We start from the raw sequence: 19,832 nt of genomic DNA on the forward strand, positions 1-19,832 counted from the left end.
GGTCACTGATCGTGGATGACTGACGTGGCGCCACTGCCTGCCGGGCAGCTTCCTTATTGGCGGCTGTCGGGTTTTTACATTTTCTACTTTGCCTTGCTGGGCTCGGCGGCTCCCTTTCTGTCGCTGTATTTCCACCATCTGGGGTTTTCCAGTGCGCGGATTGGCGAACTGGTCGCCATCCCGATGCTGACGCGCTGCATCGCGCCCAATCTATGGGGCTGGCTGGGTGATCATACGGGCCAGCGGCTGTTGATCGTGCGCCTGGGTGCGCTCTGCACCTTGCTGGCGTTCTCGCTGATTCTGGTCGACAAGAGCTACGCCTGGCTGGCCATGGTCATGGTGCTGTACTCGTTCTTCTGGCATGCCATCCTGCCGCAGTTTGAAGTCATCACCCTGGCGCATCTGTGCGATCAGCCTTCGCGCTACAGCCAGATCCGGGTCTGGGGCTCGGTGGGCTTTATCCTGGCAGTGGTCGCGCTCGGAAGTGTGTTCGAGCAGTTCAGTCTGGACCTGTTTCCCCATATGCTGCTGATCATCATGGCCGGTATCGCGATCAGCAGTTGGTGGGTGCCCAATGCGCAGCCGCGGGTTTCGGCACAGCCACTGGATGCTGGCGGTTTTATCAGGCAACTGACCCGTCCCAGCGTGCTGGTCTTTTATGTCTGTGTGGCCTTGATGCAGCTCAGCCATGGGCCGTATTACACCTTCCTGACCTTGCATCTGGAGCAGTTGGGTTACAGTCGCGGTGTGATCGGCATGCTCTGGGCAGTGGGGGTCGTGGCCGAAGTCCTGATGTTCATGGGTATGAGCCGCATACTGCAGCGTTTTTCTGTGCGTCAGGTGCTGATGGCGAGCTTTCTGCTGGCCTCGCTGCGCTGGTTGCTGCTGGGCAGTTTTGCCGATCATCTGCTGGCGCTGCTGGTTATCCAGCTCATGCACGCAGCAACCTTTGGCAGTTTTCACGCGGCTGCCATCCATTTCGTGCAACGTAGCTTCGGTTCGCGCCAGCAAGGTCAGGGGCAGGCGTTGTATGCCGCCCTGTCCGGAGTGGGCGGCGCGCTGGGAGCGTTGTACTCCGGTTACAGCTGGAATGCGCTCGGGCCGTTCTGGACATTTGCCATCGCCAGCCTTGCGGCATTGGCGGCAGCCGTCATGATTGCGACACCAAAGAAAGAGGAGGGTGCATGACCCGCGAACAACTCAGCCTGGAAATCATCGAAGCCGGGCGTTTCCTGTATGGACGCGGCTGGTCGCCAGCCACCAGCAGCAACTATTCCGTGCGCCTGTCCGCCACCGAAGCGCTGTTGACGGTGTCCGGCAAGCACAAGGGCCAGCTGGGCATCGATGATGTTCTGGCTACCGACCTGGCCGGCAACAGCCTTGAGCCCGGCAAGAAGCCTTCCGCCGAAACCCTGCTGCACACCCAGCTTTACAGTTGCAAGCCTGAAGTGGGCGCGGTGCTGCATACGCACTCGGTCAATGCGACCGTCCTGTCACGGCTGACCGACGCCGATCATCTGGTGTTCGAGGATTACGAGCTGCAAAAGGCTTTTGCCGGCGTGGTCACCCATGAATCCCGGGTGGTGGTGCCGATCTTCGATAACGATCAGGATATTGCTCGCCTGGCCTCGAAGGTTCAGCCTTGGCTGGACGCTCATCCCGACTGTGCCGGTTACCTGATTCGCGGGCACGGCCTGTATACCTGGGGAGCGAAGATGAATGATGCGCTGCGTCAGATCGAAGCTTTCGAGTTTCTGTTCGAGTGCGAGCTGAAAACCCGTACGGTCCTGAATCGTTGACCTTTTAACCGTTAATCAGGAAACCCAGCCTGAACGGCCTGTAAAAGCCGGGGGCCTGTTTCCAGCCGAGGAATTACGCCATGAGCTGCCTGTCCGTTTACCACGTTTCCAGCCCTGAAGTGCCCAACAAGGTCCTGACCCACCTGGAAGATATCGCGTCGACCCTGGCCGAGCACGGTGTCGCTTTCGACCGCTGGCAGGCATCTGCACCGATTACGCCGGGCGCCAGTCAGGAAGAAGTGATCAGCGCCTATCGCACCCAGATCGACAAGCTGATGACCGAGCGCGGTTATGTCACTGTCGATGTGGTCAGCCTCAACAGCGACCACCCGCAAAAGGCTGAACTGCGCGCCAAGTTTCTTGAAGAGCATCGCCATGGCGAAGACGAAGTGCGTTTCTTTGTCGCCGGGCGTGGCCTGTTTACCCTGCATATCGATGATTACGTCTATGCCGTGCTCTGCGAAAAGAACGACCTGATCTCGGTGCCCGCCGGAACCCGGCACTGGTTCGACATGGGCGAAAACCCGCATTTCGTCGCGATTCGCCTGTTCAACAACCCGGAAGGCTGGGTAGCGAACTTCACCGGAGAAGATATCGCCGGCCGTTTTCCGCGGCTGGATGACTGATCAATTACACATTGCAGGAGCGCACCCGGCCGTGCGCCCAATGTTTCAAACACAGGAGCCCGTCCCAGATGTCCATCAAAGTTATCCTTACGGATATCGAAGGCACCACCAGTGCAGTGAGCTTCGTGTTCGATGTGCTGTTCCCGTTCGCTGCCAAGCATTTGCCCGATTTTGTCCATCAGCAGGCGGACAAACCTTCGGTGGCCGCCCAGTTGCAGGCCGTGCGCCAGGAAAGCAACGAGCCTGATGCGGATGTCGAGCGGGTTATCGAAATCCTCCTCGACTGGATTGCCCAGGACCGCAAGGCCACGCCACTGAAGGCCTTGCAGGGCATGGTCTGGGAGCAGGGCTATAACGCCGGGCAACTCAAGGGGCATGTCTACCCGGATGCCGTCGAAGCCCTCAAGCGCTGGTATGAGGAGGGTTATAAACTTTACGTTTATTCCTCCGGCTCGATTCAGGCTCAACAACTGATTTTCGGGTGTTCAGAGGCGGGCGATCTGTCTGGCTTGTTCAGTGGTTATTTCGACACCACGTCCGGCCCCAAGCGCGAAGAGCAATCCTATCGCACCATCACCACCGCCATCGGCTGCCCGGCCGAAGAGATTCTGTTTCTGTCGGACATCGTCGAAGAACTTGATGCCGCCCGAGCAGCAGGCATGGCGACATGCGGTCTGGTACGCGCTGGCGGCGAACTGCCGGGGCATGTATCCGTGACGGATTTCGCCGCGATTGCTCCCCAAAAGTTTTAAGCAATAATACCCATTGTTCTTCGCGAATGAATTCGCTCCCACTTCAGGGAGCGAAGGCGCCAATAAACTCGCTTCTGCACCCTCATTCTTTGCTGATCTGTCATCCCCGTCTTGCTTTCAGGTAGGCTCGTGCCTGTCTGCTTGTGCATAAATCCTGTTTGTTTTAGCCCTCGATTTTAAACGCAATTATTCGTGTAATTTCTGGCGGCCATTCCCCCTGATTGATCAAAAACAGCAACTGTGCATACCGAGGGGGCGCAACAGGAGCGGCAGCGATGTGCAGTGCCAGGACAGTAAATACAACGATGGGTTTATTGATACAGCAGATGGTCAGCAGTATTGCCGAGGACGATGGTCAGGTGGCTATCGAAAATGCACTTCAGTGGCTCAGGCAGGAGTGCCGGTGTGAGCGGGCAATGTTCTATCAGTTCAAGGGCCCGTTATTGCTGACGTTCATCACTTCCAATGTCGAGGATGTCTGGGGAGATATCTATCGAAACCATCGCATGCTGACGGAAGATCCGGTTATTCGTTGTTATCGCAATACACAGGGCTTTGTCGATTGGCGCGAGGCGTTCAAGCAGTATCAGGCGCCTGATTGCTACAACGCCGCGGTTGAGGCCTGCCAATTGCTGCCGGCCTTGTCCTACGGGTACTCCAGCCATTGTCGGGGTGTCAGTGGTGTGACTTCGGTATGTACCTTGAGCGCGATGCAGCGTGCCACTACCACCGAGGACCGATACCTGCTGAGCAGTCTGGTCCCTGTGCTTCATACGGTCGGCAGGGGAACCCGATTCCGTTCCCATGGCCTTACTGTGAAGGAGCTGGAAATCCTGCAGTGGGCACGTGATGGCAAGACGGCCTGGGAAATTGCCTTGATCCGCGAGGTGTCCGAGGCCACGATCAAATATCACTTCAAGATGATCTACAGCAAGCTCGGGGTCGCCAATCGGGCTCAGGCCGTGGGGGAGGCTCTGTGTCGAGGCCTGATCAAATGAGCAAAAAAAACCGCGAGAACAAGAATGTTGTCGCGGATAACAAGGGAGGAGGTTGCCGCCGATTGCAGTCGGCGGCTGGATGCAGGAGGAAGCGTGTGATCAGCGGGTGTGATAGGTCGGCAGGTCAAAACGTTGCTGGCTTTGCAGCATCGTGATGGCAGGCAAATCACTGGCCTGGGCTGCCAGGTCACGGCGAATCGCGCTGATGACCCACTCAAGCTGAACAGGCGTGTGCAGTTGTGCGTAAGAGATGGAACGGCGGATCTGTTTGCCTTCGTTATCGCGCAAGGACAGGAGCACACCACCGTCAGGACGAGGCTGAGTGGTCACGGTGTAGCTGGAGAATACGGATGCGAATTTTTCTTGGATAAAAGACATGTCTAGCGGCTCCATTGCTCACGGGATAACAAACCTGCAAGTACTGTTGCAGCGTCCATGCCAGCGTTTGCGTTTTATTAAAATCCTTTAAAATCAATGGCTTGAAAATATGATGTTTTTCATCTTTCGTGCAATTTGCATGAATGGCCATCGTGCATCCTGCATTTTGCTGGTTGTGGCCACAGTGGATGCAGGCGGGAATATTTTCCTATGAGACGCATAGCTTGACCTGTGGCCCTCATCTGACAAGACTTGGGCTCATTGTATCGAGCGCCATTAGTGGCATTGAGGGAGAAACCTATGACCGATCCAGGCACCCATGCCCCGAAAACCATGACGGATGATGAAGCCGCCGAGTTCGCCGAGCAGGTTTTCGAAGTCGCCCGGCAAGGTGATGCACTGATGTTGAGTCGGCTGCTGGAGAAGGGGCTGCCTGTCAATCTGCGCAATCACAAGGGCGATACGCTGCTGATGCTCGCCAGTTACTACGGCCAGCAGGAAGCCGTGCGTGTGCTGCTTGAACACAAGGCCGACCCGCACATCCGTAATGACAATGGCCAGAGCCCGATTGCCGGTGCTGCGTTCAAGGGTGATCTTGCGGTCGTCAAACTTCTTGTCGAGTCGGGTGCGGATGTGGAGGGTGCTTCGGCGGACGGTCGGACTGCCCTGATGATGGCTGCGATGTTCAACCGTAGCGAAATCGTCGATTACCTGATCGGAAAGGGTGCCAACCCCCATGCCCGCGACGCCAAGGGCGTCAACGCCCTGGCGGCTGCCCAGGCGATGGGCGCAACGGAAACCGCCGCTCAGTTGAGCAAACTGATGGTTTAGCGCGCTGATCCTGAATCGATAGAGGTGTGCAGCGTTTCCCGTTATCCTGCGCGCCTCGTTTTTGCCTCTATCAGGATCTCCCCCATGAAAGACTCCCTCATTGAATTAATCAGCAAAATCAGTTCGGGCTGCATGGGGGAAGACGAGATCGCAGGCATCGCCGCCGAAGCCGCTCAGGCTTACGCGGACCCCGAAGCCTTTCTGGCAGCCAATCCGGATATCAACTACGACGATACGTTTCCCATTCCTCTGGGCGAGTGGGTAGTGGTCGGTAGCTTGCCGGAAACCGTGCTGTTCCAGGCGGACACTTACATGGATCTGTTCGAGCAGATCGTGCAGTCGTTCGGCAAGGATGTATCTTTCAACATCAAGCCAAAGCAACTGGCCAAGGTGGAGGCTTTGACCGCCCTCAACCGTATCCAGATCCAGCTCAGCAGCATGAACAAGGAAATGGGCGGCTACGTGCTTGTGGATTTCAGCCAGCCGCTGGACGACGAACTTCAGGCGGTGCTGGTCTACGGCTGTGATGAGGCGCGAGTGCTGGAGCTGGCGGCTACTGTCGGCATCCATGCTGCATCGTCATTGCAGGCGCTCAAAGCCAACGCCTAACCCAGGGCTGTATCCAGGAACATCATGACCCCGAAGCCCAGCATCAGGCCCAGTGTGGCTGAGGTCTGGTGACCATTGCGGTGGGTTTCCGGGATGACTTCGTGGGACACCACGAAAATCATCGCACCTGCTGCCAGACCAAGGCTCAGCGGGTAGGCAATCGCAAAACCGCTGGAAATCCCCAGGCCGACCAGCGAGCCCAGGGGCTCCATCAGGCCTGAGCCGATTGCCACCAGCATGGCCTTGAATGCCGAAAGGCCGGTTGCCCGTAACGCCAGGGCAATTGCCAGACCTTCGGGAATATCCTGGATGGCAATGGCGGTGGTCAGTGGCATGCCCACATTCATGTCGCCGCCGGCAAAGCTGACGCCAATGGCCATGCCTTCCGGCAGGTTGTGCAGGGTGATTGCCAGCACGAACAGCCAGACCCTGTTGATACGGTCGGAATCAGGTCCCTGTCGACCGACGCTTTCGTGCTCATGGGGTGTGAATCGGTCCAGGCCGAGCATCAACAGCACCCCAAGTCCCAGGCCCGAAACCACGGTGGCAGCCGCGAGCGGGCCATTGCCGGTAATCTCCCGGGCTGCGGCCAGCCCCGGCAAAATCAGCGAAAAGGAGCTGGCGGCCAGCATCATTCCGGCAGCAAAACCGAGCATGATGTCCTGGGTTCGCTGGCTGATGTTGCGGAAGGCGACAGCCATGACCGCACCCAGCGCCGTGGCCCCGAAACCTGCCGAGCCGCCGATCAGGGCGTAGGTCAGATTGCTCTGATTGGTCCCGAAGAAGGCGTTATAGAGACTGGCGGCCCCCAGGCCCAGCACGATGATCAGCGCCAGGATAAATCCCAGGCTTACCAGCGGGCTGGTCTGCAGTTGAGCCGACCATGTCGCCCAGAGTGTGCGGGGTTGAAGGGGTGTTTGCATGGAGGACGACCTGTCTGGAAACATGATTCAAAGGATAGCGGACTCAGTTTCCGAGCATGAAAATATGCGGTTGGTTCAATGGAGCTGACTATTCTCTATTCCGTCATTACTCAATCGGGAACACCATCATGGGCTCCACTTTCAATAGCCTGATCGGCTTGATCATTCTTGCTCTGGATATCTGGGCCATCATCAATGTACTGAAAAGCAGTGCCAGCACCGGGGCGAAAATCCTCTGGATACTGCTGATCCTGTTGCTGCCGGTATTGGGGCTGATCATCTGGGCCATTGCCGGACCGCGGGGCAATGTTCGTATCTGAGGTAGCGGCTTTATCTGCTGTAGGAGCGGATTCATCCGCGAAACCTTCCAGACGATACATATACGGGGGCTTTCGCGAATGAATTCGCTACTACATGCCTGTATTACCTTCTACGGACCATCAAGTTTGCGGTCATGCAGTGATGAGGTTCGACCTGTCATCTTTCGCAACGTAGAATGCGCGCCTTTCTTGTGGGCGGTCGGCCGTCCTGTCATCAGTCTTTAGCGGGAGCTTACCCATGAGCGATTATCAGGAAACGTTATACGAAGGCTATGGCCAACGCTTTCGTATGGAAAAAATGCTGCACGAAGTCCGTACGGAACATCAGCATCTGGTGATTTTCCAGAACCCGCGCATGGGGCGGGTCATGGCGCTGGATGGCGTGATCCAGACCACCGAAGCCGATGAGTTCATCTACCACGAGATGCTGACCCATGTGCCGATCCTGGCTCATGGAGCTGCCAAGCGTGTACTGATCATTGGTGGCGGTGACGGCGGCATGCTGCGCGAAGTCGCCAAGCACTTGAGCGTCGAGCACATCACCATGGTCGAGATCGACGCCACCGTAGTGGAAATGTGCAAGGAGTTCCTGCCCAACCACTCCAGCGGTGCCTTCGAGGACTCGCGTCTGAATCTGGTGATCGATGACGGCATGCGTTTCGTCGCGACCACCGAAGAGAAGTTCGATGTGATCATTTCCGACTCCACCGACCCGATCGGGCCGGGTGAAGTGCTGTTCTCGGAAAACTTCTATCAGGCCTGCCATCGCTGCCTGAACGAAAACGGCATCCTGGTTACCCAGAACGGCACACCGTTCATGCAATTGAGCGGCGTGCAGACGACTGCTGGCCGTATGAATGGCCTGTTCGCGGACTGGCATTTCTATCAGGCGGCAATCCCCACCTACATCGGTGGCGCGATGACCTTCGCCTGGGGTTCTACCAATACCACCTATCGCAAGCTGCCACTGGAAACCCTGCGCCAGCGCTTTGCCGGCAGCGGTATTGTTACTCGCTATTACAACCCGGAAATCCACATCGGCGCGTTCGCCTTGCCGCAGTACGTGCTGCAGGCAGTGAGCAAACCCAGCAACGACTGAGGTTTTTCTACCACAGGCATGATCTGAGTCCCTCAAGGTCATGCCAGCAGGGGCAGTTATCACAGTACGGTGTCTGGTGCTTGCCAGGTGCCGTACAACAAATTTTTCACACCCGCTTGTCGAAAATGGCGCGCGATCATTCAGGGCCTCGTCCTGACAAGCGCTAAAAACACGGCAATCACGTAATATCTGCCCCCCATGCGCTGCCTCCTGTTTCGGGTCGGCAGGTATCGCATATCCGACTCAACTCCTGAATCCACCGGATCCTGACAAAAATGGCTAACACGGACGCCCAGATTCATCGGCAAGCTTTGTCCCGTCTGCAACACCCAACCGTCAAATCACACCTGGCCTACATCCTGCTCAGCGGCCTGACCCTGATGGTGATGTACACTCTGCTGCGTATCGGGTTGCTGGTCTACAACCGTGAAATGATTGGCGAGACGCCAGCGTCGACCTTTATCGAAGCGTTGTTCAACGGCATGCGTTTCGACCTGCGCCTGACGATCTATCTGCTCATTCCTCTGATGCTGTCGCTGTTCAGTGTCCGTGCCATGGCTGCACGGGGTTTCTTCCGGTTCTGGCTGACCCTGGTCGGCAGCATCACGCTGTTCCTCGGCCTGATGGAAATGGACTTCTATCGTGAGTTCCACCAGCGCCTGAACGGTCTGGTGTTCCAGTACGTGAAGGAAGATCCGAAGACCGTCCTGAGCATGCTCTGGTACGGCTTCCCGGTGGTTCGTTATCTGCTGGCGTGGGCACTGGTTACCTGGTTGTTGAGCCTGGTGTTCAAGGGCATCGATCGCGTGACTCGTCCGCGTCGCGAATTCAGCGTTGGCAGTGGCAGCAATCGCTCGATTGCGCCCTGGTACATGCGCGTCGGTGTGTTCTTCGTCGTGCTGGTCATTGCTGTCATTTCTGCCCGTGGCACCTTGCGTCAAGGCCCGCCACTGCGTTGGGGCGATGCTTACACCACCGAATCGAACTTCGCCAACCAGTTGGGCCTCAACGGCACGCTGACGCTGATCACGGCCGCGAAAAGCCGCATGTCCGAAGATCGCGACAATATCTGGAAAGCCACCTTGCCTCAGTCTGAGGCACAGCAGGTCGTGCGCGACATGCTGCTGACCAGCCATGACCAGTTGATCGATCCGAACATTGCGGCAGTACGTCGCGAGTTCACGCCGCCCGTTGAAAACACGCTGCCAATCCGCAACGTTGTGGTCATCCTGATGGAAAGCTTCGCAGGCCACTCGGTCGGCGCTCTGGGCGATAAAGCCAACATCACCCCTTACTTCGACAAACTGTCCAAGGAAGGTCTGCTGTTCGATCACTTCTTCTCCAACGGCACCCACACCCACCAGGGCATGTTCGCTACCATGGCGTGCTTCCCGAACCTGCCGGGCTTCGAGTACCTGATGCAGACGCCAGAAGGCAGCCACAAACTGTCGGGCCTGCCGCAACTGCTCAGCACCGGGCGCAACTACGACGATGTCTATGTCTACAACGGCAACTTTGCCTGGGACAACCAGTCGGGTTTCTTCAGCAACCAGGGCATGACCAACTTTGTCGGTCGTGAAGACTTCGTCAACCCGGTGTTCTCCGACCCGACCTGGGGTGTTTCCGACCAGGACATGTTCGACCGTGGCGCCGAGGAGCTCAAAGCCCGCCAGAACGGCAAGCCGTTCTATGCCTTGCTGCAAACCCTGTCCAACCACACGCCTTACGCCTTGCCGGAAAACCTGCCGGTGGAGCGCGTGACAGGCCATGGTTCGCTGGACGAGCATTTGACCGCCATGCGTTATTCCGACTGGGCACTGGGACAATTCTTCGAGAAGGCCAAGAAAGAGCCTTACTTCAAGAACACCCTGTTCGTAGTGCTGGGTGACCATGGTTTTGGCAACAAGATGCAACTGACCGAAATGGACCTGGGCCGCTTCAACGTGCCATTGCTTCTGATCGGGCCGGGCGTGCAGGAGAAGTTCGGCCAGCGCAGCAGCATCGTGGGTACCCAGGTCGATGTGGTGCCGACCATCATGGGCCGTCTGGGCGGTCAGACCCGCAACCAGTGCTGGGGACGCGATCTGCTGAACCTGCCTGAAGGCGACAAGGGCTTTGGTGTGATCAAGCCGTCGGGCAGCGAGCAGGTGGTCGCCATCATCCATGGCAACCGTATCCTGATCGAACCTACGGAAATGCCTGCCAAGGTCATGACCTACACCCTGGGTGCAAACCCGCATGCCGAAGTGGTGCCCGATGCTCCGGACACGGCCGAGCTCAAGCAGAAGCTGGAAAGCTTCCTGCAGACCGCTACCAAGAGTCTTCTGGATAACACCGCCGGTGTAGAGGCCAGCAAGAACCGTAACTGATACCGCTGGCTACACAAGGAAAGGCCCTCTGCATCCGATGCGAGGGCCTTTCTTTTTGCCTGCATTTTTCTGGAACGAATGCCGCAGCAAAAAGGTCAAGATCATGTAAGCCAGCGTTCTGGCTTCGTTCGGGAGGTATTGATGAAACAGTGGGTCATTTCGTATCTCGATAAAGATGGCGTGCAGCAGCGCCATGATATTGATTCACCGGAACGCCCAAGCGAGGAGGTTGCGGCACGTCTTCTGCGTCCGATTCTGTTTCCGGTCACGGATGAGCTGGATCTCAATGATCTTGAAGGACGCACCGAGGAGCCGACAGTCAAAACCCTCAAGGACCACAACAGTGTGCAGATTATTTCCATTACAGAAGTAATCTGACTCATTTGCACCTGCAAAGACTTGTTGTGTCAGGCACTTGGCAGCAGGCCCTAGTTGGGTCTACTCTGCAAACGAGGCTGATCCGTCAGCCTTCCAATGTCGAAACCGGGTTGCTACAGATCCGGTCTGGTCAGCTTCATGCTTGATTCCCCACTGCGGATTAACTGTCGTGTGGCGACCACCAGTCAGGTGGTCGTTCTGGAAGAGTTGAAACTCTATCTATCGTTGCATAGGAGGACGTTTCATGAGCACAGCCTATCAAGAGGACATCAGCAGTCATGTACTGCGCCGCATGAAAGAAGGCGGTTTTGATTTTGCACGTACCTATCCTATCGAGTTCTACGCCGTCTTCCCGGATGAGGAACGGGCGCGGCAGGCTGCAGGACAATTTCGTGGTGAGTCCATCAATACCCAGATTAATGTGCGTGACGACGGTGCGTGGCACTTGCAATTGAGCAAGGTGATGTATGCCACCTATGACGGCATCGGCGACTTCGAGCATGACTTCCAGAACGTGATCTCGCCGATGGACGGTGAGGTTGAAGGATGGGGCGTCACAGCGGAGGTCAGAAGACTGCACGCATGAATCATCTGTCTGTTAGTAACACGACCGGTCAATTGCGGAGTATGCCGCCATTGGCCGGTCGTGCTTTTGGCCGCCGGAAAAGGAACGGATGCAGCCGATGTGCAAAAAAAAGCCACTCGATGGAGTGGCTTGAAGGGAAGTCCGGTTAGAAAAGCGCCAGGGCGCAAACTCCAGAAAAAAAATCGAGACAGGCAATCGGGCCTTTGTTTGCTCGGTTACTGGCGATTATGGCGAACTAATATCCCCCAATGAAATCAACACTGACTATGCTGGTGATAGATTTCGCGATTGCCTGACGCTTCCGAATGAGGCGTAGGAGAAATGGTCATGGCATTTATTGCACAGGAATGGTGCGTTGAATGTCTGTTGTTTGCGTAAATCATTGATATCAAAGCGTTTATGCCGATGGCACGGGCCTTGCGAAGGCCTGTAGGTCCATGGTGACAAGGAGTACGGCATGATCCGCACCTTTTATGACGAGATGTACGACGCTGGCGGCCAGGTCCGCCCGCATTACCGGGAATTTGCCCGCTGGTTGGGTGACACGCCCCCTGAGCTTCTGGCTCAGCGTCGGCGTGAAGCCGACCTGTTGTTTCATCGCGCCGGGATCACGTTCACGCTCTATGGTGACGAGCAGGGGACCGAAAGGCTGATCCCCTTCGATACGATTCCGCGCAGCATTCCGGCCAGTGAGTGGCGGGTTGTGGAGCGCGGCTGCATTCAGCGCGTCAAGGCGCTGAACATGTTTCTTGCGGACCTGTACCACGATCAACGGATCATCAAGGCGGGGATCATTCCTGCCGAGCAGGTTCTGGCCAACGAGCAATATCAGTTGGCAATGCAAGGCCTGAATCTGCATCGCGATCTGTATTCGCACATTTCCGGGGTCGACCTGGTACGCGACGGCGATGGCACGTATTACGTGCTTGAAGACAACCTGCGTACCCCGAGCGGCGTGAGCTACATGCTCGAAGACCGCAAGATGATGATGCGCCTGTTCCCGGAGCTGTTCGCCGCGCAACGCATCGCCCCCATCGATCACTACCCGAACCTGTTGCTCGACACGCTCAAGAGTTCGAGTCATCTGGACAATCCGAGCGTGGTGGTCCTGACGCCGGGTCGTTTCAACAGCGCCTTTTTCGAGCACGCCTTTCTGGCGCGTGAGATGGGGGTCGAACTGGTGGAAGGTGCTGATCTTTTCGTGCGCGATGATCGCGTCTTCATGCGCACCACCGACGGTCCCAAAGCCGTTGATGTGATCTACCGCCGTCTGGACGATGCCTTCCTGGATCCGCTGGCCTTCAACCCGGATTCGATGCTCGGTGTGCCGGGCCTGCTGTCGGCCTACCGTTCCGGCAATGTGGTTCTGGCAAATGCCATCGGGACTGGAGTTGCGGACGACAAGTCGATCTATCCCTATGTGACGGACATGATCCGTTTCTATCTGGATGAAGAGCCGATCCTCAAGAACGTGCCGACCTGGCAGTGCCGCAAGCCCGAAGAGCTGTCCCATGTGCTGGCCAATCTGGGTGATCTGGTGGTCAAGGAAACCCAGGGTTCCGGCGGTTACGGGATGCTGGTCGGCCCTGCAGCGACCGCTGCGGAAATCGAAGCCTTCCGTGCCCGTCTCAAAGCCAAGCCACACGCATATATCGCCCAACCGACCTTGTCCCTGTCGACCTGTCCGACCTTCGTCGAGAAAGGCATCGCCCCGCGACATATCGACTTGCGCCCATTTGTCCTTTCCGGTCGCGAAACCCGCGTCGTGCCTGGCGGGCTTACCCGAGTAGCGTTGCGTGAAGGCTCGCTGGTGGTGAACTCGTCGCAGGGTGGTGGAACCAAGGACACTTGGGTGGTCGAGGATTAAGGATGCCTGCCAATGCTAAGTAGAACTGCCTCGGATCTTTTCTGGATGTCGCGTTACCTGGAGCGAGCGGAGAACCTCGCCCGAATGATGGACGTGAGTTATTCGCTGTCATTGATGCCTCAGGACGGGCGCGGTGGGCTGGACGAAATTGCCATGCCACTGCTGATTACCGGAACCCTGGATACCTATGTGGAGCGCCATGGCGCACTGCATGCCGAACGCATGCTGCATTTCTTCGCCCTGGATGCCAGCAACCCGGCCAGCATCTATAGCTGCCTTGGCGCGGCACGTGCCAGTGCCCATGCGGTGCGCGGGCGAATTACCGCGGACATGTGGGAAAACATCAACTCCACCTGGCTGGAGATTCGCGGGATCGCCGAGCAAGGATTGGCGCGCTATGGCATGAGCCATTTCTGCGAATGGGTGAAAGAGCGTTCCCATCTGTTCCGGGGCGCGACCTACGGCACCATCATGCGTAACGATGCGTTCCGTTTCATTCGTCTGGGGACCTTTATCGAGCGTGCCGACAACACCCTGCGCATGCTCGATGCCCGTTACGAAATGCTGGAATTGCGTGGGCCGCAGGCCAATGCGGCGGCTGACAACTCCGCCGCCGGTTACTACCAGTGGAGCGCCTTGTTGCGCGCCTTGTCGTCTTTCGAAGCTTACACCGAGCTGTACCGGGATGCGCCAGGGGCGCGTCAAGTCGCCGAGCTGTTGCTGCTGCGCGCTGACATACCGCGCTCCTTGCGTGCCTGCCTGGAAGCACTGGACCAGATTCTGTCCAGCCTGCCGGGATCCAATGGCCGTCCTGCGCAGCGCATGGCCGCCGAAATGGACGCACGCCTGCGCTATACCAGCATCGACGAGATACTGGGCGAAGGCCTGCATGAGTGGCTGAACGAGTTCATTCCCTTGGTGGCCCAGCTGGGTGATGCCATCCACACTTCATACCTGGAGGCTGCATGAGACTTTCCATTAGCCACGAGACCACCTATCACTATGATGATCAGGTTCGGGCCAGCATCCAGTACCTGCGTCTGACGCCTCATGACAGCGAGCGCCAACAGATCCTGAGTTGGCAATTGAGCCTGCCGCGACCGGTGCGTGCGCAGATCGATCCGTTCGGCAATATCCTGCACGTGCTGACTCTGGACGAGCCCCATGAGTCGATCATCATCGGTGCCCGCGGGCAGGTGGAAATCGACGAAACCCGTGAGGCCGAACATGAAAGCCAGTCGGCGCTGCCATTTCTGCGTTTCACCCGCCTGACCGAAGCGGACGAAGCGATACGGGCATTCGCCACGAAGGAAAGCAGCAAGCGTACTGATCGCACGGGCTTGATCGATCTGATGCAGGCGCTGAATCAACACATCGTATACACGCCGGGCGCGACTGAGGTCGACACCAGCGCGGCCCAGGCATTTGCCGGTCGTTCAGGTGTCTGCCAGGACCACACCCATGCATTCCTGGCCTGCGCCCGCAGTCTTGGTGTGCCCGCGCGTTATGTCTCTGGTTACCTGTACAGCGAAGACAAGGATCATCTGTCCAGCCATGCCTGGGCCGAAGCCTGGATCGACGATGGCTGGTACAGCTTCGACGTTACCAACACGCTTGCGATTCCGGCACGCCATCTCAAGCTGGCGGTAGGCCTGGATTATCTGGATGCCTGCCCGGTACGCGGCATGCGCCGTGGCGGTGGTTACGAACAGATGCACGCCAAGGTGTCAGTCTCGACGCAGGTTCAGGTGCAGCACCAGTAATTCCTGTACCGCTTGTGGGAGCGAATAAATTCGCTCCTACAAGTTTGTGTACCTTAACTGATCGGCACTACTCCTACAGGTGGTTTACTCCGCCGGATCATCGGTAATGTCATAGAGCGCATTATGCAGCTCTTCATAATTGCCGCCGTTGATGACACTGAAGTAACCGGCTTGTCTGAGTTTGTCCTGGGCTCTGCTCGCCTTTTCGTTCGAGCTGCTGAAGATGACGAAAACAGAGTTGCGGTCGGCGAGCACCTGTTTCAGTTGATTGACCAGGCGAGCATCCTCGACCCGAACCGCATTGAGCACGGTGCCAGCGTCGTACTCGGTCTGGCTGCGCACATCCACTGCCAGTTTCCCTTCCTTCAAGGCCGCCACAGCAACGGCCTGCTCGACCTCACCTGCCTGCGCCGTGAAGCTGCAAGCCAGAATTCCCAGTGCTATCCATTGACGCATAAACCTATCTCCCATCATTTGACAGGAAGATTGGCACAGATATGAGCGCTTCGGTAGCGCACGCCGGATCAGCCGAACAACCGGTTCAGATTGGGCAGGATCAAGATAAGAGTGGTTGCAAATACAATAAGCCCCGCCTGACGTATCTTTGAATGCTTGAACATGGCTGACTGCCTTTTGTTGTTATTCCTGAGCGACAAAAGCTCACCGAATTCATCAAGTCCGAAATCGGGCAGCTGGCAAAGGTGGTGCTGATGAACGGGTGGTCTCGGCCATATCGCCGCAGACCTGACGCTGGATGTATTTTTATCGCGCCTTCCTGTTACAGATTTAACCTTAGAGGCCCCATTGTCTGTGGCTTAGAACTATTAGGTATTTATAGATCTTAATTTATGATTAAAGGTTATTTAGACGTTGCTGATAACATGGTCAGGCCTTGGCTAGAGGCTTTGAGGGCAGATCATTAGCCTTCTACCGTTCGTCTGGCCGAGGTGTGTCCTGCTCGCTATACCGTGTGGGGGGCCATACCGATACTGGCTTCTTGCTTTGGTCGTGCCATTCAGGGCAGGCTTTGCCCGTGCGCTATTGCCTTTTTACTGTTTCAGGTCCTTTTTTATGTCGTTACGCATCTGCATTCTGGAAACCGACATCCTGCGCCCGGAGTTGGTTGAGCAATATCAGGGGTATGGGCGGATGTTCGAGTTATTGTTTGCGCGCCAACCCTTTGCCGTACAGCTCAGTGTCTACAACGTGGTGCAGGGCATTTATCCACCCGAAGACGAACGTTTCGATGCCTATCTGGTGACCGGCAGCAAGGCCGACTCGTTTGGCAGCGATCCCTGGATTCAGACGCTCAAGGTCTACCTGCTCAAGCTGTACGAGCGGGGCGACAAACTGTTGGGGATCTGCTTCGGGCACCAGTTGCTGGCGCTGTTGCTGGGTGGCAAGACCGAGCGCGCCAGCCAGGGCTGGGGAGTGGGCATTCATCATTATCAACTGGCTGACCCGCAACCCTGGATGGCACCGGCCATCGACAAGCTGACGCTGTTGATCAGCCACCAGGATCAGGTCACGGTATTACCGGAAAATGCGACGGTGATCGCTTCCAGCGATTTCTGCCCGTACGCGGCTTATCACATCAATCATCAGGTCCTGTGTTTCCAGGGGCACCCCGAATTCATTCACGAGTTTTCCCGCTCCTTGCTGGACCTGCGCCAGCAAGCGTTGGGTGAGCAGGTTTATCGCAAGGGGCTGGACAGCCTGGACCATGAACACCACGGCGCAACCGTGGCTGAGTGGATCACGCGCTTTGTGGCGCACAAGCCGGATTCGAGCGTGGCTTGAAGCTTGATGGCTCCCGGCGCCGCACTGGCATCGGGAGCTTTTGCCGGTTACAGCCAGCCCGAGCGCTTGAAGCTGGTGAACAAGGCTGCGCAGCCTCCAACGATCACCCCCAGCACCGCGAAATAGCCGTAGTGCCATGTCAGCTCCGGCATGTTCTCGAAGTTCATCCCGTAGATGCCGGCGACAGCAGTCGGAAACGCCAGGATTGCCGCCCAGGCCGCGAACTTGCGCTGCACGATGCTTTGTCGCGATGACTCCAGCAACAGACCGATCTCGATGGTCTGGCTGGCGATGTCCCGCAGATTGCCCAGGTCTTCCATTTGCCGTTTGACGTGAATCTCAACGTCGCGAAAGTACGGACGCATGTTCTTGTCGATGAAGGGAAAGCTCAGTTTCTGAAGCTCTTCGCCGACTTCCACCATGGGCGACACGTAGCGGCGCAGACGAAGAAGATCCCGGCGCAGGCTGTGAATGCGATGGATGTAGGCTTCATTCAGGATGCCGCCGAGTACGCTTTGCTCCAGCTCTTCCAGCTCGGCATGGATGGCTTCTGTCACCGGTTGGTAACTCTCGGTCACGAAGTCCAGCAGGGCGTAGAGCACGAAGTCTTCGCCATGCTCCAGCAGCAGCGGCCTGGCTTCACAGCGCTGGCGCACAATCCCATAGGATTTTGAGTGGCCGTTGCGCGAGGTGATGATGTAGCCCTTACCCGCGAAAATATGGGTTTCGATGAACTGCAGTCTGCCGTTTTCCCGCACCGGCGCGTAGGTGACGATAAACAGTGCATCGCCGAAGGTTTCCAGTTTGGGGCGGCTGTGGACTTCCAGCGCATCCTCGATAGCCAGTTCGTGCAGGTTGAATTGCTCTTTGAGGCTTTCCAGTTCTTGCGGGGTGGGCTGCTCCAGCCCGATCCAGACAAAGTGATCCGGCTTGGCTGCCCAGGCTGCGCCTTCTTCAAGGGTGATATTGCTGACTTTCTTGCCTTTGCTGTAAACCGCTGCTGCAACAACTCGGCCCATATCGTTTCGCTTCTTGTTCAAGGAGTGGCTGTGATGCAAAAAGGATTGCGTCATGGCTCAACACGATAAAGCCCGCGTTGGCGGGCTTCATGGCTGTCGAGCGCAAGGCTTAGAGCGAAAGCTGCTTGTCGAGTTCTATGGCGGCATCCAATGTATCGAGCAGCGCTTTTCTGACCTTGAGCTTGGTTTTTCTGTGGGCGTTCATATTGATCTTCTTCAGTTGCAGGGCCGCGGTGCGGGCGGTTTCCTGCAACTCGTCGATGCTGACCACCTTGTCCAGAAAGCCCGCGTTCAGTGCGCCTTGGGGGTCGAACATCTCGGCGTTGATCACCGAACGATGAAACGCGGACTTGCGCAGACGGTCACGTGCCAGCTCGATGCCCACATGGTGCATGGTCATGCCGATCTGTACTTCATTGAGGCCGATATTGAAGGGACCTTCGACCCCGATCCGGTAATCGGCGGACAGCAACAGGAATGCACCCTTGGCCACGGCATGGCCCGGGCAGGCGACAATGATGGGGAAGGGGTGCGCCAGCATGCGTCGCGCCAGTGTCGAACCACGGGATACCAGGTCGATGGCCGCTTCGGCGCTGGAGGTCATGACCTTGAGGTCATAACCGCCCGAGAGAATACCCGGTTGCCCTGTGACGATCACCACGGCACGATCTGTCTCGGCCTGATCCAGCGCGGCATTGAATGCGGCGATCACATCCGGCGAGATGGCGTTGACCTTGCCGTTGTTGAGGGTCAGCGTGGCAATACCATCTTCAAGCTGGTACGAGATCAGATCGCTCATGGCGCAATTCCTTCTTGTTGAGATGCGCAGACGTTACTCAGCTCAAACCATCAGGTAAAGCGCTGACTGATCGGTCATGAACGGATTGTGAGGTCACCCACGAAGCAAACCGGTAGGAGTGAATTCATTCGCGAAGCGTCATTCGAGGCGATAGATTCTCTTCGGATGTACGGGCACCTTCGCGAATGAGTTCGCTACCAAGAAAAAACCATTTAATTCATGATGTTACGTCTTGTTGGATAAGAGGCGATCTTGCCGTAAACAATGCCACTTTCCCCGTGACCTCCACCGTCACGTCCTTGAAATGCAAGGCCAGGGCATTGCGCAGGCTGGCAACGCTGTCACTGCGATTACCAAAGATGCCTTTCTTGTTATAGACATCCATCAGCTTGCGACCAAACCCGTTGTGCCCGGCTTCGTCGCCCAGAATGGTTGCGCCGAACAGCACACCGTCATCTTTCAGGCGAGTCTTGAGGTTGGCGAAAACCTGGGCCTTGTCGCTCATGGTTCCGGGCAGGCAGTGCAGCAGATAGAACAGAGAGATCGAGTCAAACCCTGTCTCATGCCCGGGTTCAAACGGCTTGAACACATCGTGGCGGATCACCCGGATGCCCGGCCGCCCGAAGCGCTGGCGTGCGGCTTCCAGGCTGCTGCTGTTGAGGTCCAGCAAGGTGACTTCGGTACTGATGGGCAGATTGGCATTGGCCAGGTAATAGCCGGTGCCGACGCCTACATCCAGATGGCGTGCGCCGACATGGCGATTGAAGAACGGCTGCAATACCTGAGTCGTCGAGCACTGCCAGGCAAAACGATTGGAAACCCCCAGGACCCACCAGTCATAAAGTTTCAGGGTCAGGGGAGAGTAAACGGCTGCGCCCGCTTCGGAAGAATGGTTCATGGCACTTCTATTCCTTGT

22 protein-coding genes are annotated in these 19,832 nt (G+C 57.0%); 16 read left to right on the forward strand and 6 right to left on the reverse strand.

Annotated features, from left to right (window positions below; genetic code table 11):
• The first annotated feature begins 15 nt into the window (after positions 1-15).
• From KGD89_RS08515 to KGD89_RS08535, 5 genes are all read left to right on the forward strand, one after another.
• On the forward strand, positions 16-1,188 hold the full coding sequence (locus KGD89_RS08515; protein WP_038399779.1) for an MFS transporter: 1,173 nt from the start codon (positions 16-18) through the stop codon (positions 1,186-1,188).
• Complete coding sequence (locus KGD89_RS08520; protein WP_025259365.1) at positions 1,185-1,799, forward strand: methylthioribulose 1-phosphate dehydratase; 615 nt, start codon at positions 1,185-1,187, stop codon at positions 1,797-1,799. The genes KGD89_RS08515 and KGD89_RS08520 overlap by 4 nt, the downstream gene beginning before the upstream one ends.
• 80 nt (positions 1,800-1,879) lie before the next feature.
• On the forward strand, positions 1,880-2,425 hold the full coding sequence (locus KGD89_RS08525) for a 1,2-dihydroxy-3-keto-5-methylthiopentene dioxygenase (RefSeq protein ID WP_025259366.1): 546 nt from the start codon (positions 1,880-1,882) through the stop codon (positions 2,423-2,425).
• Between the two features lie 68 nt (positions 2,426-2,493).
• Positions 2,494-3,177: an acireductone synthase gene (gene mtnC, locus KGD89_RS08530; RefSeq protein ID WP_025259367.1), complete on the forward strand. Its 684-nt coding sequence runs from the start codon at positions 2,494-2,496 to the stop codon at positions 3,175-3,177.
• Positions 3,178-3,452: 275 nt separating this feature from the next.
• The gene (locus tag KGD89_RS08535) at positions 3,453-4,175 is read left to right on the forward strand and encodes a helix-turn-helix transcriptional regulator (RefSeq protein WP_025259368.1); all 723 of its coding nucleotides are present in this window, start codon (positions 3,453-3,455) and stop codon (positions 4,173-4,175) included.
• A gap of 99 nt (positions 4,176-4,274) precedes the next feature.
• Here the strand turns inward: KGD89_RS08535 and KGD89_RS08540 are convergent, their stop codons facing one another.
• Complete coding sequence (locus KGD89_RS08540) at positions 4,275-4,553, reverse strand: DUF3509 domain-containing protein (RefSeq protein ID WP_025259369.1); 279 nt, start codon at positions 4,551-4,553, stop codon at positions 4,275-4,277.
• Between the two features lie 300 nt (positions 4,554-4,853).
• Here KGD89_RS08540 and KGD89_RS08545 point away from each other — a divergent pair, with 300 nt between their 5' ends.
• Positions 4,854-5,384 (forward strand): ankyrin repeat domain-containing protein, encoded by a 531-nt coding sequence (locus KGD89_RS08545; RefSeq protein ID WP_025259370.1) that lies wholly within the window; start codon positions 4,854-4,856, stop codon positions 5,382-5,384.
• Between the two features lie 84 nt (positions 5,385-5,468).
• Complete coding sequence (locus KGD89_RS08550; RefSeq protein WP_025259371.1) at positions 5,469-5,993, forward strand: hypothetical protein; 525 nt, start codon at positions 5,469-5,471, stop codon at positions 5,991-5,993.
• On the opposite strand, the gene KGD89_RS08555 is transcribed toward KGD89_RS08550, so the two are convergent.
• Positions 5,990-6,916, reverse strand: coding sequence for a ZIP family metal transporter (locus tag KGD89_RS08555; RefSeq protein ID WP_025259372.1), 927 nt, complete (start codon positions 6,914-6,916; stop codon positions 5,990-5,992). The two genes, KGD89_RS08550 and KGD89_RS08555, sit on opposite strands and share 4 nt — an antisense overlap.
• Before the next feature lie 128 nt (positions 6,917-7,044).
• Between KGD89_RS08555 and KGD89_RS08560 the strand changes: the two genes are divergently transcribed.
• The 8 genes from KGD89_RS08560 (at position 7,045) to KGD89_RS08595 (ending at position 15,298) form a co-directional block, all read left to right on the forward strand.
• Entirely contained in the window at positions 7,045-7,236 is a 192-nt protein-coding gene (locus tag KGD89_RS08560; RefSeq protein WP_025259373.1) for a PLDc N-terminal domain-containing protein, read from the forward strand.
• A gap of 238 nt (positions 7,237-7,474) precedes the next feature.
• Positions 7,475-8,335 carry a polyamine aminopropyltransferase gene (speE, locus tag KGD89_RS08565; RefSeq protein ID WP_025259374.1) on the forward strand — a complete coding sequence of 287 codons (861 nt, stop codon included), beginning with the start codon at positions 7,475-7,477 and terminating at the stop codon, positions 8,333-8,335.
• Between the two features lie 275 nt (positions 8,336-8,610).
• Positions 8,611-10,704 carry an LTA synthase family protein gene (locus KGD89_RS08570; protein ID WP_025259375.1) on the forward strand — a complete coding sequence of 698 codons (2,094 nt, stop codon included), beginning with the start codon at positions 8,611-8,613 and terminating at the stop codon, positions 10,702-10,704.
• 141 nt (positions 10,705-10,845) lie between these two features.
• The gene (locus KGD89_RS08575) at positions 10,846-11,082 is read left to right on the forward strand and encodes a hypothetical protein (protein ID WP_025259376.1); all 237 of its coding nucleotides are present in this window, start codon (positions 10,846-10,848) and stop codon (positions 11,080-11,082) included.
• Positions 11,083-11,326: 244 nt separating this feature from the next.
• Positions 11,327-11,668 carry a ribonuclease E inhibitor RraB gene (locus tag KGD89_RS08580; RefSeq protein ID WP_025259377.1) on the forward strand — a complete coding sequence of 114 codons (342 nt, stop codon included), beginning with the start codon at positions 11,327-11,329 and terminating at the stop codon, positions 11,666-11,668.
• A gap of 457 nt (positions 11,669-12,125) precedes the next feature.
• Entirely contained in the window at positions 12,126-13,535 is a 1,410-nt protein-coding gene (locus KGD89_RS08585) for a circularly permuted type 2 ATP-grasp protein (protein ID WP_025259378.1), read from the forward strand.
• 12 nt (positions 13,536-13,547) lie between these two features.
• On the forward strand, positions 13,548-14,504 hold the full coding sequence (locus KGD89_RS08590) for an alpha-E domain-containing protein (protein WP_025259379.1): 957 nt from the start codon (positions 13,548-13,550) through the stop codon (positions 14,502-14,504).
• Positions 14,501-15,298 carry a transglutaminase family protein gene (locus KGD89_RS08595; RefSeq protein WP_025259380.1) on the forward strand — a complete coding sequence of 266 codons (798 nt, stop codon included), beginning with the start codon at positions 14,501-14,503 and terminating at the stop codon, positions 15,296-15,298. The genes KGD89_RS08590 and KGD89_RS08595 overlap by 4 nt, the downstream gene beginning before the upstream one ends.
• A gap of 84 nt (positions 15,299-15,382) precedes the next feature.
• Here KGD89_RS08595 and KGD89_RS08600 read toward each other — a convergent pair whose 3' ends face one another.
• Positions 15,383-15,754 (reverse strand): rhodanese-like domain-containing protein, encoded by a 372-nt coding sequence (locus KGD89_RS08600; protein WP_025259381.1) that lies wholly within the window; start codon positions 15,752-15,754, stop codon positions 15,383-15,385.
• Between the two features lie 615 nt (positions 15,755-16,369).
• Between KGD89_RS08600 and KGD89_RS08605 the strand changes: the two genes are divergently transcribed.
• A complete protein-coding gene (locus KGD89_RS08605; protein ID WP_025259382.1) occupies positions 16,370-17,098 on the forward strand; it encodes an amidotransferase in 729 nt (242 codons plus the stop codon).
• Positions 17,099-17,145: 47 nt separating this feature from the next.
• Here the strand turns inward: KGD89_RS08605 and KGD89_RS08610 are convergent, their stop codons facing one another.
• The 3 genes from KGD89_RS08610 to KGD89_RS08620 all read right to left on the reverse strand — a co-directional run bounded on the left by KGD89_RS08610 (position 17,146) and on the right by KGD89_RS08620 (position 19,814).
• Entirely contained in the window at positions 17,146-18,117 is a 972-nt protein-coding gene (locus KGD89_RS08610; protein ID WP_025259383.1) for a magnesium and cobalt transport protein CorA, read from the reverse strand.
• 109 nt (positions 18,118-18,226) lie between these two features.
• The gene (locus tag KGD89_RS08615) at positions 18,227-18,916 is read right to left on the reverse strand and encodes a crotonase/enoyl-CoA hydratase family protein (protein WP_025259384.1); all 690 of its coding nucleotides are present in this window, start codon (positions 18,914-18,916) and stop codon (positions 18,227-18,229) included.
• A gap of 217 nt (positions 18,917-19,133) precedes the next feature.
• Positions 19,134-19,814, reverse strand: a complete 681-nt coding sequence (locus KGD89_RS08620) for a class I SAM-dependent methyltransferase (protein ID WP_025259385.1) — start codon at positions 19,812-19,814, stop codon at positions 19,134-19,136.
• Positions 19,815-19,832: the final 18 nt, after the last annotated feature.

It is taken from the genome of Pseudomonas cichorii, from assembly GCF_018343775.1.
GTDB classification, from domain to species: domain Bacteria; phylum Pseudomonadota; class Gammaproteobacteria; order Pseudomonadales; family Pseudomonadaceae; genus Aquipseudomonas; species Aquipseudomonas cichorii.